At 71.2% G+C, this 15,718-nt stretch carries 10 protein-coding genes, 4 tRNA genes and 1 other RNA gene; 6 read left to right on the top strand and 9 right to left on the bottom strand.

Annotated features, from left to right (window positions below):
• Positions 1-117: 117 nt before the first annotated feature.
• Genes purL through purS form a run of 3 tightly spaced genes read right to left on the bottom strand, consistent with a single transcriptional unit; the run spans position 118 to position 3,313 of the window.
• Entirely contained in the window at positions 118-2,376 is a 2,259-nt protein-coding gene (gene purL / locus ACZ7L1_RS08535) for a phosphoribosylformylglycinamidine synthase subunit PurL (RefSeq protein WP_471435335.1), read from the bottom strand.
• The gene (gene purQ, locus ACZ7L1_RS08530) at positions 2,373-3,053 is read right to left on the bottom strand and encodes a phosphoribosylformylglycinamidine synthase subunit PurQ (protein ID WP_471435333.1); all 681 of its coding nucleotides are present in this window, start codon (positions 3,051-3,053) and stop codon (positions 2,373-2,375) included. Before purQ ends, purL begins: the two co-directional genes overlap by 4 nt.
• Positions 3,050-3,313 (bottom strand): phosphoribosylformylglycinamidine synthase subunit PurS, encoded by a 264-nt coding sequence (gene purS / locus ACZ7L1_RS08525; RefSeq protein WP_200421782.1) that lies wholly within the window; start codon positions 3,311-3,313, stop codon positions 3,050-3,052. The genes purQ and purS overlap by 4 nt, the downstream gene beginning before the upstream one ends.
• A gap of 376 nt (positions 3,314-3,689) precedes the next feature.
• On the opposite strand from purS, the gene ACZ7L1_RS08520 reads away from it, so the two are divergent.
• The 4 genes from ACZ7L1_RS08520 (at position 3,690) to ACZ7L1_RS08505 (ending at position 4,744) form a co-directional block, all read left to right on the top strand.
• A complete protein-coding gene (locus ACZ7L1_RS08520; RefSeq protein ID WP_103840337.1) occupies positions 3,690-4,007 on the top strand; it encodes a histone-like nucleoid-structuring protein Lsr2 in 318 nt (105 codons plus the stop codon).
• Positions 4,008-4,293: 286 nt separating this feature from the next.
• Positions 4,294-4,368, top strand: a tRNA-Gly gene (locus ACZ7L1_RS08515).
• A gap of 77 nt (positions 4,369-4,445) precedes the next feature.
• A tRNA-Gly gene (locus ACZ7L1_RS08510) sits at positions 4,446-4,521 on the top strand.
• Positions 4,522-4,668: 147 nt separating this feature from the next.
• Positions 4,669-4,744 (top strand) — tRNA-Gly (locus tag ACZ7L1_RS08505).
• Between the two features lie 130 nt (positions 4,745-4,874).
• On the opposite strand, the gene ACZ7L1_RS08500 is transcribed toward ACZ7L1_RS08505, so the two are convergent.
• From ACZ7L1_RS08500 to ffs, 6 genes are all read right to left on the bottom strand, one after another.
• Complete coding sequence (locus tag ACZ7L1_RS08500; protein WP_471435331.1) at positions 4,875-5,774, bottom strand: phosphoribosylaminoimidazolesuccinocarboxamide synthase; 900 nt, start codon at positions 5,772-5,774, stop codon at positions 4,875-4,877.
• A gap of 86 nt (positions 5,775-5,860) precedes the next feature.
• Complete coding sequence (locus ACZ7L1_RS08495; protein ID WP_471435329.1) at positions 5,861-7,360, bottom strand: N,N-dimethylformamidase beta subunit family domain-containing protein; 1,500 nt, start codon at positions 7,358-7,360, stop codon at positions 5,861-5,863.
• Between the two features lie 383 nt (positions 7,361-7,743).
• A complete protein-coding gene (locus tag ACZ7L1_RS08490; RefSeq protein WP_471435422.1) occupies positions 7,744-9,585 on the bottom strand; it encodes a hypothetical protein in 1,842 nt (613 codons plus the stop codon).
• Positions 9,586-10,044: 459 nt separating this feature from the next.
• The gene (purD, locus tag ACZ7L1_RS08485; RefSeq protein WP_471435327.1) at positions 10,045-11,301 is read right to left on the bottom strand and encodes a phosphoribosylamine--glycine ligase; all 1,257 of its coding nucleotides are present in this window, start codon (positions 11,299-11,301) and stop codon (positions 10,045-10,047) included.
• Between the two features lie 114 nt (positions 11,302-11,415).
• Positions 11,416-13,725, bottom strand: coding sequence for a DNA polymerase III subunit gamma and tau (locus ACZ7L1_RS08480; RefSeq protein WP_471435325.1), 2,310 nt, complete (start codon positions 13,723-13,725; stop codon positions 11,416-11,418).
• A 98-nt stretch (positions 13,726-13,823) separates the two neighbouring features.
• An RNA gene (ffs, locus tag ACZ7L1_RS08475) (signal recognition particle sRNA small type) lies at positions 13,824-13,920 on the bottom strand.
• A 72-nt stretch (positions 13,921-13,992) separates the two neighbouring features.
• Between ffs and ACZ7L1_RS08470 the strand changes: the two genes are divergently transcribed.
• Positions 13,993-14,080: transfer RNA gene (locus ACZ7L1_RS08470), tRNA-Ser, on the top strand.
• Between the two features lie 195 nt (positions 14,081-14,275).
• Positions 14,276-15,697 carry an ATP-binding protein gene (locus tag ACZ7L1_RS08465; protein WP_471435323.1) on the top strand — a complete coding sequence of 474 codons (1,422 nt, stop codon included), beginning with the start codon at positions 14,276-14,278 and terminating at the stop codon, positions 15,695-15,697.
• Positions 15,698-15,718: the final 21 nt, after the last annotated feature.

The following is a 15,718-nucleotide window of genomic DNA, read 5'->3' as shown; positions in this document are numbered from 1 at the left end:
AGGGAACGCGGGAGGCGGGGGCGGGGTCGGGGGGCGGGGGGAACGCGAACGGTGAAGGCCCCGCCCGTCGACCGGGTGGGGCCTTCACTGTCAGTCGTACTGCTGTCCGACGAACACCTACGCAAGCAGAGCCGGGATGGTGCCCTCGTGGGCCTCACGCAGTTCGGCCAGGGTCAGCTCGAACTCGCCCTGGACCTCGACGGTTTCCCCGTCCACGACACCGATGCGGGTGGCCGGCAGGCCGCGCGCACCGCACATGTCGTTGAATCGGACCTCCTCCGAGCGCGGCACGGCGACGATCGCGCGTCCCGCCGACTCGGAGAAGAGGAACGTGAACGCGTCCAGCCCGTCCGGCACGATCAGCCGCGCGCCCTTGCCGCCGAGCAGCGCCGACTCGACCACGGCCTGGATCAGACCGCCGTCGGACAGGTCGTGCGCGGAGTCGATCATGCCGTCGCGGGAGGCGGAGATGAGGATCTCGCCGAGGAGGCGCTCGCGCTCCAGGTCGACCTGCGGGGGCAGACCGCCGAGGTGGTCGTGGATCACCTGCGACCAGGCCGAACCGCCGAACTCCTCACGGGTGTCGCCGAGGAGGTACAGCAGCTGGCCCACCTCCTGGAAGGCGACCGGGGTGCGCCGGGCGACGTCGTCGATGACGCCCAGCACGGCGACCACCGGGGTCGGGTGGATGGCCGCCTCGCCCGTCTGGTTGTAGAGGGAGACGTTGCCGCCGGTCACCGGGGTGCCCAGCTGCCGGCAGCCGTCCGCCAGACCGCGGACGGCCTCCGCGAACTGCCACATCACCGCCGGGTCCTCGGGCGAGCCGAAGTTCAGGCAGTCGGAGACCGCCAGCGGCTTGGCGCCCGTGGTCGCCACGTTGCGGTACGCCTCCGCGAGGGCCAGCTGCGCGCCCGCGTACGGGTCGAGCTTGGCGTACCGGCCGTTGCCGTCCGTGGCGATGGCCACACCGAGGCCGGACTCCTCGTCGATGCGGATCATGCCGGAGTCCTCGGGCTGGGCGAGGACCGTGTTGCCCTGCACGAAGTGGTCGTACTGCTGCGTGATCCACTTCTTGGACGCCTGGTTGGGCGAGCCGACCAGCTTCAGGACCTGGTCCTTCAGCTCCTCGGACGTCGCCGGGCGCGGGAGCTTGTTCGCGTCGTCGGCCTGCAGCTCGTCCTGCCAGGACGGGCGGGCGTACGGGCGCTCGTAGACCGGGCCCTCGTGCGCGACCGTGCGCGGGTCGACGTCGACGATCTTCTCGCCGTGCCAGTAGATCTCCAGGCGGTCCCCGTCGGTCACCTCACCGATGACGGTGGCGATGACGTCCCACTTGGCGCAGATCTCCAGGAAGCGGTCGACCTTCTCTGGCTCGACGACCGCACACATCCTTTCCTGCGACTCGCTCATCAGGATCTCCTCGGGGGAGAGCGTCGAGTCACGCAGGGGGACGTCGTCGAGGGTGACGCGCATGCCGCCAGAGCCGTTCGAGGCCAGCTCCGAGGTCGCGCAGGACAGACCCGCCGCGCCCAGGTCCTGGATGCCGACGACCAGCTTCTCCCGGAACGCCTCCAGGGTGCACTCGATGAGGAGCTTCTCCTGGAAGGGGTCGCCCACCTGGACGGCGGGGCGCTTGGAGGGCTTGGCGTCGTCGAAGGTCTCGGAGGCGAGGATCGAGGCGCCGCCGATGCCGTCGCCGCCCGTGCGGGCGCCGTACAGGATGACCTTGTTACCCGCGCCGGACGCCTTCGCGAGGTGGATGTCCTCGTGCCGCATCACACCGATGGCGCCGGCGTTGACCAGCGGGTTGCCCTGGTAGCAGGCGTCGAAGACGACCTCGCCGCCGATGTTGGGCAGGCCCAGGCAGTTGCCGTAGCCGCCGATGCCGGCGACGACGCCCGGCAGGACGCGCTTGGTGTCGGGGTGGTCGGCCGCGCCGAAGCGCAGCGGGTCCACCACGGCGACCGGGCGCGCGCCCATCGCGATGATGTCGCGCACGATGCCGCCGACGCCCGTGGCCGCGCCCTGATAGGGCTCGACGTAGGAGGGGTGGTTGTGCGACTCCACCTTGAAGGTGACGGCGTAGCCCTGGCCGACGTCCACGACACCGGCGTTCTCGCCGATGCCGACGAGCAGGGCGTCGGACTCGGGGGCCTTCTCGCCGAACTGGCGCAGGTGGACCTTGCTGCTCTTGTACGAGCAGTGCTCGGACCACATGACCGAGTACATGGCGAGCTCGGCGCCGGTCGGGCGGCGGCCGAGGATCTCGACGATCCGCTCGTACTCGTCCTTCTTCAGGCCGAGTTCGGCCCAGGGCAGCGCGACGTCGGGGGTCGCGGTCGCGTGCTCGACCGTGTCCAGAGGCGTCCTGCTCATGCGGTGACCAGCTTCTTGAGGATCGAGGTGAAGAACGGGAGGCCGTCGGTACGACCGGTACCGATCAGCGGTTCGACGGCGTGCTCGGGGTGCGGCATGAGGCCCACGACGTTGCCGGCCTCGTTGGTGATGCCGGCGATGTCCCGCAGCGAGCCGTTGGGGTTGAAGCCCAAGTAGCGGAAGGCGACCCGGCCCTCGGCCTCGAGCTTGTCGAGGGTGTACTCGTCGGCGACGTACCGGCCGTCCATGTTCTTCAGCGGGATGTGGATCTCCTGGCCGGCGTCGTAGTCGCTGGTCCAGGAAGTGTCCGCGTTCTCCACCCGCAGCTTCTGGTCGCGGCAGATGAAGTGGAGGTGGTCGTTGCCGAGCATCGCGCCCGGGAGGAGGTGGGCCTCCGTGAGGATCTGGAAGCCGTTGCAGATGCCGAGGACCGGAAGGCCCGCCTTCGCCTGCTCGATGAGGGGCTCCATCACCGGCGAGAAGCGGGCGATGGCTCCGGCCCGCAGATAGTCGCCGTAGGAGAAACCGCCGCACAGGACAACGGCGTCGACCCGCTTGAGGTCCTTGTCCTTGTGCCAGAGGGCGACGGGCTCCGCCCCGGCGATACGGATCGCGCGCTGGGTGTCCCGGTCGTCGAGGCTGCCCGGGAAAGTGACGACGCCGATACGGGTGGTCACTTCGAGGCCTCCGCCACTTCCTCCACCTTGACGGTGAAGTCCTCGATCACGGTGTTGGCGAGGAAGGATTCGGCGAGATCGTGGATGCGGGCGAGCGCGGCGTCGTCGACCGGCCCGTCCACCTCGAGTTCGAATCGCTTTCCCTGACGTACGTCGGAGATGCCGTCGAAACCGAGGCGCGGCAGTGCGCGCTGCACCGCCTGGCCCTGGGGGTCGAGGATCTCCGGCTTGAGCATGACGTCGACTACGACGCGTGCCACTGGCACTCCCGGTGTGTGGTGCTGAGCAGGTTCCTTCAGACTACCCGCACACAATTTCTACTCGCGTAGATTCGTAGCATCCTACGTGACCGCCATCACGATCGCGCATCGACGCGGCGCCCTGCGCGGAAAATCCTCGGAAAAACCGCGAGAGAAGGCTGCCAGGACATTGCACGCGGACACGCGGAAGTATTCAGTCTCTCTTCACAATGCAATGCCGGGCACTGTACAAAGGAAAAGGCAATAGCCGATACTTTGCCCAATTACTGCCGGACAGTCGACACCTCCCCGACATCCGCCGGACGACTGCGCGCGTCATCGTTGCGCATGTCATGGCGTGTCATCGCGGGGGTGCCGCACGAAGGGACCGATATTCGTGGCGCAGCGTGTCGTGGTCACTCTCTTTGACGACATCGACGGCTCAGAAGCGGCGGAAACGATCGTCTTCGGACTGGACGGCAAGTCGTACGAGATCGACCTCAATCAAGCCAATGCCAAGAAACTGCGTAAGGCGCTGGAGCCGTACGTGGAGGCCGGGCGGAAGAAGGCCAAGTCGGGCCGGGCGTACACGCACACGGCCCTGACCCCGGACCCGGCCGCGGTCCGGGCGTGGGCCCGCTCCAACAAGCTGGACGTGCCGCCGCGAGGGCGGATCCCCAAGAAGGTGTACGAGGCGTTCGCCGAGGCGCAGTAACTGCGCGGGCTCGGCAGGGGAGCGGCGCGCGGCTGTGCCGGGCTCGGGGGGGCCGTCGCGGAACTCCACCCCGGGCCCCGGGTGTCATGCGCCGTGGGAGTTCTGCTCGTCACGGCCGTGCCGGTCGGTGCGGGTTTGCTCGCAGAGTTCCCGCGCCCCTCGTGGGGGCGCCTCAACTGCCCATCCGCGCACGCACGCAACCGACTTGCGTTGCACCCCTGGTGATCAGCTAGAGTCTGAGCACGCCGAGGGGCGAGGCCACGAAGGCCGAGGCCTGAGGGGTCACGCGGGTGTAGTTCAGTAGCAGAACACCCCCTTTCCAAGGGGGAGGCGCAGTGTGCAATCCCTGTCACCCGCTCCACGACACCGGTCCGACCACCCTTGTGGATCAGGTAGGCTGGTGCTCGCACCGATCGGTGAGAGCCGGTCGGAGGCAGTGCGGACGTAGCTCAGTTGGTAGAGCGCAACCTTGCCAAGGTTGAGGTCGCGAGTTCGAGCCTCGTCGTCCGCTCCACATGAGAAAGGCCCCGGTCGATCGACCGGGGCCTTTCTCGTGTCCGCGGCACCTCGGGCGGTGTGAAGGTTGCCACAGCGCCGCGTGCCCACGTGCGCACCACCCATGAGCGAGGTTGGGTATAGTTGGCTTCGCGCAGCGCGCAGTGCGGACGTAGCTCAGTTGGTAGAGCGCAACCTTGCCAAGGTTGAGGTCGCGAGTTCGAGCCTCGTCGTCCGCTCCAGAGAAAAGCCCCCGGCCCAGGCCGGGGGCTTTTCGTGTGCCTCGGGGTGCGTCCGGATGCTCGTGGCCGCCGTCGGGGCCCGGCCGAGCGCCGGGCCCTGTGTGCGGTCGTCTGCGGTCGGCCGGGTCGGCTAGGACCAGCGCACGCCGGTCAGGCGCTCGTACGCCTCCACGTACTTCGCGCGGGTCGCCTCCACGATCTCCTGCGGCAGCGGCGGCGGGGGCTGCTCGCTCGTGCGGTCCCAGCCGGAGGCGGGGGAGGTGAGCCAGTCCCGTACGAACTGCTTGTCGAACGACGGCTGGGAGCGGCCCGGCTGCCACTGGTCGGCCGGCCAGAAGCGGGAGGAGTCCGGGGTGAGGACCTCGTCGGCGAGGACGAGGGTGTCTCCGTCGTAGCCGAACTCGAACTTGGTGTCCGCGAGGATGATCCCGCGGTCGCGGGCGATGTCGCGGGCGCGTCCGTAGACGGCGAGAGTCGCCTGCCGCAGCTGGGCCGCGGTCTCGGCGCCGACCTTGCGGGCGACCTCCTCGTAGGAGACGTTCTCGTCGTGCTCGCCGACCGCGGCCTTGGTCGCCGGGGTGAAGATCGGGGCGGGCAGCTCCGAGCCGTCGACCAGGCCCTCGGGCAGGGCGAGGCCGCAGACGGTGCGGGACTCCTTGTACTCGGCGAGGCCCGAGCCGGTGAGGTAGCCGCGGGCCACGCACTCCACCGGGACCATCGTCAGGGACTTGCAGACCAGGGTGCGGCCGGCCCAGTCCGCGGGGGCGCCCGGCGGGAGTTCGGTGCTCAGGACGTGACTCGGAACCAGGTCCCGGAGCAGGTCGAACCACCAGAGCGACAGCTGGGTGAGGATCCGGCCCTTGTCCGGGATCTCGGTCGGCAGCACCCAGTCGAATGCGGACGTACGGTCGCTGGCGACCATCACGAGGTCACCCGCCTCGTTCTGGTACAGGTCGCGCACCTTCCCGGTGTGCAGATGCACCAGCCCCGGCACCTGGACGGGTTCGGGCTTTTCGACGAATCCGGACACGGTCCCTCCCCGTGGTTCTCTCCCAATGGCTCGATTGTCCCCCATGCCGGGAGCGCGTCGGTCCGCGGGGCCGGGGAGGGGTGGGTTCAGTCCCGTTTGCAGATGCGGTCCAGGAGGTTCGCCGTCGCCTGCTGGACACGGGGTTCGACGTGGCCTGGGCGGTCCAGCGCGGGGGACCAAGCGAACGTCCCGGACGCGAAGACCAGGGCGCCGGAAGGGGCGCGGTAGAGGGAGGTCTCCTGGTGGCGCGGGACGCCCTCGCCGTCACGGTACGGGGAGTGGGCGAGCAGGACGCGGCCCTCGTGGTCGGGCAGTGGGGCGCGCGGGAAGTAACGGTCCGCCTCCCCGGCGACCATCCCGTCCAGCTTGTCGCCCTCGTCGGCGCCGGTCCCCTCCCACAGCCAGTGGTCGGCGTTGCGGACCACGAGCGGGTGGGGCTCGGGCACCCGGCCCGCGTACTGGATGCCGATCAGCTCCTGCTCCGCACGGTCGATTTCCCGCCACAGAACCGGCTTTCCGGGGCCGCGTCGCTTGCGGCAGGTGAGCAGGCGGTCGGGGACGCCGGACGCGGACGGGCCGAGTTCCACCTGCCAGTACATGGTGTTGGCGGAGAGGAAGACCAGCGACGTGCCGTGCTCGCGGGCGAGCTCCACGGTGCGGCGCATCTGCGCCGACCAGTACTCGTCGTGCCCTGGGAAGACGAGGCCGCGGTAGCGGGTGGGGTCGACGCGGCCGGCGTGCAGATCGCGGGCGTCGGCGTAGGCGAGGTCGTAGCCGTACCGCTCGGCCCAGCGGATGAAGTCGTACGCGTGACCGACGTGCAGAGGCAGGCCCGCGCCGGCGTACGGGCGGTCGAAGGAGACCGTGGTGGCGGCGTCGGCCTCGCCGAGCAACCGACCGCTGTCGTCCCAGGCGTGGTAGAGGCTGGCTCCGGTGCGGCCGTCCTCCGGGTAGAGGTTGTACGCCTGCCAGGTGATGTCCGGGAGCAGTAGGAGCAGATCGGCCGGGCGGGCGTCGCGGACGGTGAACGGGACGTGGGAGCGGTAGCCGTCGGCGGTGGTCAGCACGGCGACGTAAGCGCCGACACTCCAGTACGACGGGATCTGCAGCCGCCAGGACAGCCACCAGTGATGACAGGAGACCGTGCGGTCCGCGGTGAGCGGCGGCGGCTGGACGATGCCCGAGAGACGGGGGCTCGTGGTGATCTTGGCCGCTCCGTCGCCGCTGTAGTGCCCGATCCGGTACACGTCGACGGCGAACTCCTGGGGCGGGTCGACGGTGATGTGGAAGTCCAGGGCCTCGCCGGGAGCGACGGCGCCGGTCGAGGTGAAGCCCTTGATCTGGCGGTGGACGTCGTCCGCGGAGCGGGGGCCGCCGGTGCGGGGCGCCGGGATCCGAGCCCCCTTCTGGCCCTGGGCGGGGACGTGGGCCGGGGCCGGGTCCACGTACCAGGGGACCACGTGGCCCGTGTCGTCGAAGTACGTCTCACTGCCCCGAAGCCAGGGAACGGGACCCTGGCCGAAAGGATCCGTCACGGCGTGCGCGAGAGCACCCGACTCCCACCGGCGGATGTGTTCCGACCCCATGCGTGTCCCCTCCCTCGTCCCCCGTGAGCCGTACGTAAGCCCTTACCGAGTACGCGATCGGTACCCAGCACATCACATAACGCACCCACTCCGTCACCGTTCGTCGCGAATTGACGTGAACGGAATGGGATTCTGCGGCCAGGGGTCGGGCTTGTGGAACGGGGCGGGCGGGGTTTCCCCAGGTCAGCCCCAAGTCAGCCCCAGGTCAGCCCCAGGTCAGTGCGGTCTCGGCCCAGGCGGAGCGGTCGTCGGATCATGCACATCGGTCCTCGGACCGGGCGGACCCCGCCCTCGGACCGGTCGGAGCGGTCGGAGCGGTCGTACGACCAGGCGGAGCGGCTGTCGGACCAGGCGGAGCAGTCGTCGGCGGTCGTCAGCGGTCGTCAGACCAGGCGGACCGGTTTCTCGGGGCGTACGCCGAGGGTGCGGAGCCAGGTGCGCAGCGGGGTGGGGTCGCCCTCCTCGACGAGGGTGCGGACCCGGGGGGAGAGGTCGGCCGCGCGTTCGCCCCTCACCAGGAGGGACGGGCCGTCCAGCCAGTCGAGGCCCGGTGCCGCTCCCGCCGTGTCCATCGCGGCGCAGCACACCACCGCGGCGACGTGGTCGACAAGCAGTTCGCGGCCGGTGCGGGGCGGCTGGAGCGGGAACAGCGGGAGCATCGCGGCGGCGTCCCACACCGCACGGTCCGGCCCCTGTCCCTGTACCCCGGCGCCGCCGGGCATCGCCCCCGCCGCCTCCTCCCGCGCCATCTCGGTGCTGAGCCCGGCGGCGAGCGCGGCGGTCCGCACACTGGCGACCGCGTCGTCGTCGGGAACGTCGGCGGTCTCGTCGTCGGCGCCGTCCTCGCCCGGGAGACGTACGCCGTCGGACCCACGCTCACCCCTGACGCTCCCGCCCTCACCCGTCGGCGTGCCGCTCGCGTCGGCGGCCGGGCGGACCGTCAGGTACTCCAGGACCCGCTCCAGCGTCGGTCCGCCCGCCTCGGGGACCGTTTCGTGGCGGGCGTGGTGGACGCCGAGGGCGTCCAGGACGCGGTGCAGGCGGGCCGCGTCCGTGCGCCACTTGCGGTCGACGACCTCGTCCGGGTACTCCTGCCAGTCCACCGGCGCCCAATGGGGACCGGGCTCGGCCGGGCCTCCGTGGAAGAGGCGGGCAGCGAGCAGGGACGCCGCCTCGTCCACCAGGCCGGGCTCCTCGAGCAGGTCACAGGCCGGCCGCTCTCCCAGCCGCGAGGTGAAGCCCTCGGCCAGCCGGTCCCGGCGCGACAGCTCCGTGAGCGCCGCGACCACGCCCGCGTCCAGGCGCGAGGGCCAACGGCCCATCCGCCAGGCCGGCAGCGCCACCCGGGTCAGCAGCCGGTCCCAGCCCGCGTACGCCAGCCCCACCTGCTCCTGCGCAACGATCCGCACCCCGTAGTCCACAGCCTGTGCCCGCTCGGCCGCAGCCGCCGCCACCCCCCGCTCCATCTCCTCCGCATGCCCGCGACAGCTGCGCAACAGCAGTCGCGCCACCCAGCCGACGCCCGCCAGCACCGTACGGATCACGGGCCCGTGCGCCGGTGCCGACGTCACCGCCACCGCGGCGTCCAGCCCCCGGACGAAGCGCCGTGCCGCCGCTATGTCCGGGTGCGCCGACGGTCCCGTACCGGCGACCACCGGGGCGAGGACCGCCCGCAGCTCGCCCACCCGCATCCACCACAGGAACGGCGAGCCGATGACGAGTACGGGCGCGGTCGCGGCCCGGTGCTGTCGGGGGGCCGAGAGACCGCGTATGCCGCGGGCGCCGGATATCTCCTCCCCGGGCGGCGGGCCCGGCGGGCCGTGAGCGGGGTGGGTGCGGTCCTCCAGCCAGCTGTCGCAGTCCGGGGTCAGCGCTATGGCGGACGGCGCCGGCACGTCGAGGCGGTCGGCCAGGTCTCTGACCATCCGGTACAGATCGGGTGCCGCGTCCTCCGCTATCGGCACCGTCGGGCTCATGGCCGGGCGGGCGCGGGCGATCACGAGGGCGATACCGGCGGCGCACAGCAGGACCACCACGGCGATGCCGGTCACGATCCAGCGGGCGGTCCCCCAGCGCTCTCCGCCGAGGTGACCCGTGGCACCGCCGACGAGCAGCACGACGGCGACGGCCGCGGGCAGCAGGGCGACGGCCAGCGCCCGGCTGCGGATCCGCAGCACGGCGAGGGCCCGTGAGCGCGCGGCCTGCGCGCCCGCCTCCACACCCATACCGGTCACGACCTGACGTCACCCCCTCCGACCCGCCTCTGCCCGGCACGACGCGTGCCGTGACGCTCTGCGTCACGGAAGTCGCCGCCGGATGCCCGTGCGTTGCTCACTCCCCCACTGTGGCACCCACCACTGACATCGCAATGCCGGTGGGCCAAGTGCCGGAACGCCTGCGCCGCACCCTAGTTGGGGGCTCCGGCCGTCGTCAGCCGGACGGGACACCGCTCACTCGATGGAATGGCTTTGGGGAAAGGTGGCTGACGCAGGGCAACGGCCGGGTCAGGATTCCGCCCGGTCCGCGCCGAGCCTTCGCGCGACACCACCACATGACACCACCGCATGACACGGGCCCCGCATCCTGAGACGGATCCGGGGCCCACGAGGTTCATCGCCCGGCGTGACCACGGCGCGGACGCGCCGAGGCCGGACGCCGGCGTGTCGGATGCCGGCGCCGACGTTTCAGATGCCGGCGCCCGCGGCCTTGGCCGCGATGTCCGTACGGTGCTGGGAGCCCTCGAGTCCGATGCGCCCCACCGCCGCGTACGCCCGGCGGCGCGCCTCGGTGAGGTCCGCACCGGTCGCCGTGACGGACAGCACGCGGCCGCCCGCGCTCACCACCGCGTCGCCCTCGCGCCGGGTGCCGGCGTGCAGGACGTAAGCGTGCGGGGCGTCCTGGACCGCCACCTCGTCGAGCCCGGTGATCGAGTCGCCGGTGCGCGGGGTGCCCGGGTAGTTGTGGGAGGCCACGACCACGGTGACGGCCGCGTCGTCGCTCCAGCGCAGTGGCGGGAGGTCGGCGAGGGTGCCGTTCGCGGCGGCCAGCAGCACACCGGCGAGCGGGGTCTTCAGCCGGGCGAGGACGACCTGGGTCTCGGGGTCGCCGAAACGGGCGTTGAACTCGATGACCCGAACGCCGCGCGAGGTGATCGCGAGTCCCGCGTACAGCAGCCCGGAGAACGGCGTGCCGCGGCGGCGCATCTCGTCGACGGTCGGCTGCAGAACCGTCTGCAGCACCTCCTCGACCAGCTTCGGGTCGGCCCACGGCAGCGGCGAGTACGCGCCCATGCCGCCGGTGTTCGGTCCCTCGTCGCCGTCCAGGGCGCGCTTGAAGTCCTGGGCGGGCTGGAGCGGGACGACCGTCTCGCCGTCGGTGACGGCGAACAGGGACACCTCGGGGCCGTCGAGGAACTCCTCGATGACGACACGCTCACAGGCGGCCGCGTGGTCCCTGGCGACCTCGAGGTCGGCGGTGACGACGACGCCCTTGCCGGCGGCGAGGCCGTCGTCCTTCACGACGTACGGGGCGCCGAAGGCGTCGAGCGCCTCCTCGACCTCCTCGGCGTTCGTGCAGACGTACGACCGTGCGGTGGGGACACCCGCGGCCGCCATCACGTCCTTGGCGAAGGCCTTGGAGCCCTCGAGCTGCGCGGCCTCCTTGGAGGGGCCGAAGACGGGGATCCCTGCCCCGCGCACGGCGTCGGCGACCCCTGCGACGAGCGGCGCCTCCGGGCCGACGACGACCAGCCCGGCGCCGAGCTCGCCGGCCAGCGCGGCCACGGCCTGTCCGTCGAGGGCGTCGACCTGGTGCAACCGGGCCACCTCGGCGATACCCGCGTTGCCGGGGGCACAGTGCAGCTCGGTGACGTCGGGGTCGAGGGAGAGGGAACGGCACAGGGCGTGTTCGCGGGCGCCGCTACCGATGACGAGGACCTTCACGGGGTCAGCCTAACGGGCGCGGGCGAGTGACCTTGTGGGGGCCGCCGAAGAGGGGCGGGGCGGAGGTTTGTGGGTTCCTCCCAGGACTCCCCGCTCATCGCGCTCTCGGGGTTCCTACTCGTTCGAGAACTCCTCGACCACCGTGGCCCCGAGCTCTCTGACGATCAGTTCGTGGCCGGAGAGGGCCGACTCGTCGAGGTCGGGGTCGTCGTCCTCCGGCATGTCGTCCTCGGGGGCGACCACATGACGCTCCGGTGCGGGGGGCGCGGTCGGTGCGGGGGCGGGCGCCGCCGGAGCCGGGGTTGGGGTCGCGGGCGCCGCCGGGCGCGGGGCCGGAGCCGGAGCCGGAGCCGGCTGCTGGGGTGCGGGACGGGGCGTCGACGGGGCGCCCGAGCCGTAGCCACCGCCCCCACCGGACGGATAACCGCCGCCGAAGCCGGGGCCCGAGGCCGGCGGTGCCGAGCCGCCCGAGGGGTCGACGATCGCCTCGATCTTCCACTGCACGTTGAACTGCTCGCCCAGGGCCTGCCGCAGGACGTCCTCGCTGCCGCTGCTGAGGAAGTTGTCCCGGGCCCCGGCGTTGACGAAGCCGATCTGCAGCGTCGTCCCGTCGAACCCCACGACCTGCGCGTTCTGACTGAGCAGGATCCAGGTGAAGCGGCGGCGGTTCTTCACCGCCTCCAGGATGTTCGGCCACATCCCGCGGGGGTCGAGCCCGCCGGACGCCGGTGCGGCGGCCGGTGCGGGAGCGGAGGCTGCCGGCGCCGGCGTGGCTGCGGGCGCCGCCGGTCGCGTGGGCGTGGCCGGGGGCTGCCCTCCGCCCGCGGGCGCCGCCGTGGGCCACCCGCCGGGCCGTCGGCCGCTGCCTGCGGCGGCCGCGGTGGGCCAGGCGCCGTGACCGGCGGGAGCAGGAGATGCCTGAGGCCCTGGCTGAGCGGGCGCAGGGGCGGCCTGGGGCCCTGGCTGAGCGGGCGCGGGGGTGGTCTGGGGCCCTGGCTGCACGGGAGCGGGAGCCGGCGGCGTCGCCGCGAGCGGGCCGGGCGGTGCGGGCGGTGCGGGAGCAGGCGTCGCCGCACCGTCGTACGCACCCGGCCCCTGCGCACTGCCTGCGCCTGGGCCCTGGGCCCGCACCGCCGCCCTGGCCGCGGCCGGACCACCGCCGGGCGGCACCGCGGGAACGGACGACACCCCCGCGCTCGCCCCGCCGTGCGCCTCGGGACCGGGGACATACCCCGTGGCGGGGCCCGCGCCGCCGCCGGAGAAGTTGACGCCGCGCTCCAGGCGGTCCAGGCGGGCCATGACGGACCGTGCGTCCCCGTATGCGGCGGGCAGCAGCACCCGTGCGCAGATCAGCTCGAGCTGCAGGCGGGGCGAGGTGGCCCCGCGCATCTCGGTGAGCCCCTCGTTGACGATGTCGGCGGCGCGGCTCAGCTCGGCCGGGCCGAAGACGCCCGCCTGGGCCTGCATGCGCTCCAGCACGTCGGCCGGGGCGTCGATCAGCCCCTTCTCGGCGGCGTCGGGCACGGCGGCGAGGATGACGAGGTCCCGAAGCCGCTCCAGCAGGTCGGCGACGAACCGACGGGGCTCGTTGCCCCCCTCGATCACGCGGTCGACGACCTCGAAGGCAGCGGCCCCGTCCCCGGTGGCGAAGGCCTCGACGACGGAGTCGAGGAGCGAGCCGTCCGTGTACCCGAGCAGCGAGGTGGCCATGGCATACGTCACACCGTCGGGGCCCGCGCCCGCGAGCAGCTGGTCCATGACGGACATGGAGTCACGCACGGACCCGGCGCCCGCCCGCACGACCAGCGGCAGAACCCCGTCCTCGACGGGGATCTTCTCCTTCTCGCACACCTCGGCGAGATAGTCCCGCAGGGTACCCGGCGGCACGAGCCGGAACGGGTAGTGGTGCGTACGCGACCGGATGGTCCCGATGACCTTCTCGGGCTCGGTGGTCGCGAAGATGAACTTGAGGTGCTCGGGCGGCTCCTCGACGACCTTGAGCAGCGCGTTGAAACCGGCCGACGTGACCATGTGGGCCTCGTCGATGATGTAGATCTTGTACCGGCTGCCCGCAGGCCCGAAGAAGGCCTTCTCCCGCAGGTCGCGGGCGTCGTCCACACCACCGTGACTGGCCGCGTCGATCTCGATGACGTCGATCGACCCCGGTCCGTTCCTCGCCAGGTCGCGGCAGGACTGGCACTCGCCGCACGGCGTCGGCGTGGGACCTTGCTCACAGTTCAGACAGCGGGCCAGGATCCGCGCGCTGGTCGTCTTGCCGCATCCGCGCGGCCCGCTGAACAGGTACGCGTGATTGACCCGGTTGTTCCGCAGCGCCTGCTGCAGCGGGTCGGTGACATGCTCTTGCCCGATGACCTCGGCGAAGGACTCCGGGCGATAGCGGCGGTACAGCGCGAGAGACGACACGCTTACGAGGTTATAGGCGCCCACTGACAAAGCGCCCGGCCCGAGTCGCAGCGCCGCCAGAGCCCCCGGCGCCCGCCCCTGGGCACCGGTCCCCGGACGCGAAAGACCCCCCACGCACCCGCCAGAGCCAACCTACCCTTGCTGCCTTCCGGCCCTGGGGGAGTTCAGTCAGATAGCGCCGCGTGAGGGGCTGAGCCCCAGCCTACCCGATCGCCGGGTCCCGAACGAGTTCGCTAGCACTCCCCGGCGTCATGTAATGTTTCCGGCGGAGGATTCGCCTAGAGGCCTAGGGCGCACGCTTGGAAAGCGTGTTGGGGGCAACCCCTCACGAGTTCGAATCTCGTATCCTCCGCCAGTGCCTCACCGGGCACGATGTCGAAGGGCTCCACTGTTCGCAGTGGGGCCCTTCGACGTTGTCCGTCTCAGTTTCCGTCAAGCCGCTTAGACGTCTCTGGTTGCGTCCAGGAGTGTCCGGTCAGGAGCATCGCGCCCGGTAAGTATCGGTAGCGATAGTATCTCCATCGATACTATCTCTTGCGGGAGACTGTGCATGCGTCGTTTCATCGGGCGGGACCGCGAGCTGAACGTCCTCGGCAACGCCTTGCAGGCGGTTCACGATGCCGTCGGGTCGGCGAAACCCGGTCAGTGCATCCTCATGCGCGGACGGAGGCGGGTCGGCAAGTCCAGCCTCGTCGAGGAATTTCTCCGGCGCACCGAGACGCCGTACCTCTTCTTCACTGCGGCGGGCGGCACGGCGGAGAACGAGCTGACGGAGTTGCTCGACGCCGTCGCCAGGTCCACTCTCCCGGGGCGGGAACTGTTCTCGGAGGAGGCCCCAGAGCAGTGGAATGCGGCATTCAGGCTGCTCGCGGAGATCCTTCCCGGCGACAGCCCGAGCGTGGTCGTCATCGACGAGGTTCCCTATCTCATGGACCGCATCGACGCCTTCGAGGGCATGCTCCAGCGGGCATGGGACCGTCTGCTCAGCCGCAAACCCGTACTCCTCCTCCTGGTCGGATCCGACCTGTCGATGATGGAAGCGCTCAACAGCTACGACCGCCCCTTCCACCAGAGGGGCCGGGAAATGGTCGTGGGGCCGCTGAACCCGGCCGACATCGGCGAGATGCTCGGACTTGAGCCGGCGGCCGCCTTCGACGCCGCCCTGGTCACGGGCGGTCTCCCGCTGATCTGCGCGGAGTGGCGGCCCGGAGCGGATCTCTGGGAGTTCCTTCGCGACTCGCTGGACAACCCGATCTCGGCGCTGTTGGTCTCCGCCGAGCGGTCACTGGCCGCGGAGTTTCCACCGCAGGCGATGAGCAGGGAAGTCCTACGCGCCATCGGCAGCGGAGAGCGAACCTTCACCAACATTGCGCGCGCCGCGGGTGGCATCGCCCACACCACACTCACCCGGGCCACTGATGTCCTGACCGAGAAACGGGTGGTGGCAGCCGAGCTGCCCCTGTCGCTGAGACCGTCGAAGGAGCGCCGCTACCGCGTGGCCGATCCCTACCTCCGGTTCTGGCTCGCGTTTCTGGATCCGCACATGGCGGAGATCGAGCGGATGCGGGGAGATCTCACGCTGAGCCGGATCAAGGAGCAGTGGACGAGCTGGCGGGGGCGGGCGATCGAGCCCCTCGTCCGGGAATCCCTCGCCCGCCTCCTGCCGGACGGACTCGTGCCCCCCACCCCGGTGATCGGCGGGTACTGGACGCGCAGCAACGACGTCGAAATCGACTTGGTGGGTGCCGACCGGCAGCCGGTGGCCAAGCAGTTGCTCTTCCTCGGTTCGGTCAAGTGGCTGGAGAACTCGGCGTTCGACAGCCACGACCTGGCCGCTCTGCAGAAGCATCGGGCGGCGATCACCGACGAGCCGGTACCGCTCGTGGCGGTCTCCCGCAACGGGGTCACTTGTTCCGGCCTTCAGGCGGCATACGGCCCTGAAGAACTGCTCAGCGCCTGGCGCAGGGCGTGAGCAGGTCGATTTCCCGGTGAT

The sequence above is a fragment of the Streptomyces sp. NPDC107546 genome, from assembly GCF_055639175.1.
This window is presented reverse-complemented; position numbering and strand designations above follow the sequence as displayed.

Bases quoted from the DNA above. Each gene is read 5' to 3' on its own strand.
- ACZ7L1_RS08490 (WP_471435422.1), bottom strand. From the start codon at position 9,585: ATGGGTGTGGAGGCGGGCGCGCAGGCCGCGCGCTCACGGGCCCTCGCC.
- ACZ7L1_RS08495 (WP_471435329.1), bottom strand. From the start codon at position 7,360: ATGGGGTCGGAACACATCCGCCGGTGGGAGTCGGGTGCTCTCGCGCAC.
- ACZ7L1_RS08465 (WP_471435323.1), top strand. From the start codon at position 14,276: ATGCGTCGTTTCATCGGGCGGGACCGCGAGCTGAACGTCCTCGGCAAC.
- purL (WP_471435335.1), bottom strand. From the start codon at position 2,376: ATGAGCAGGACGCCTCTGGACACGGTCGAGCACGCGACCGCGACCCCC.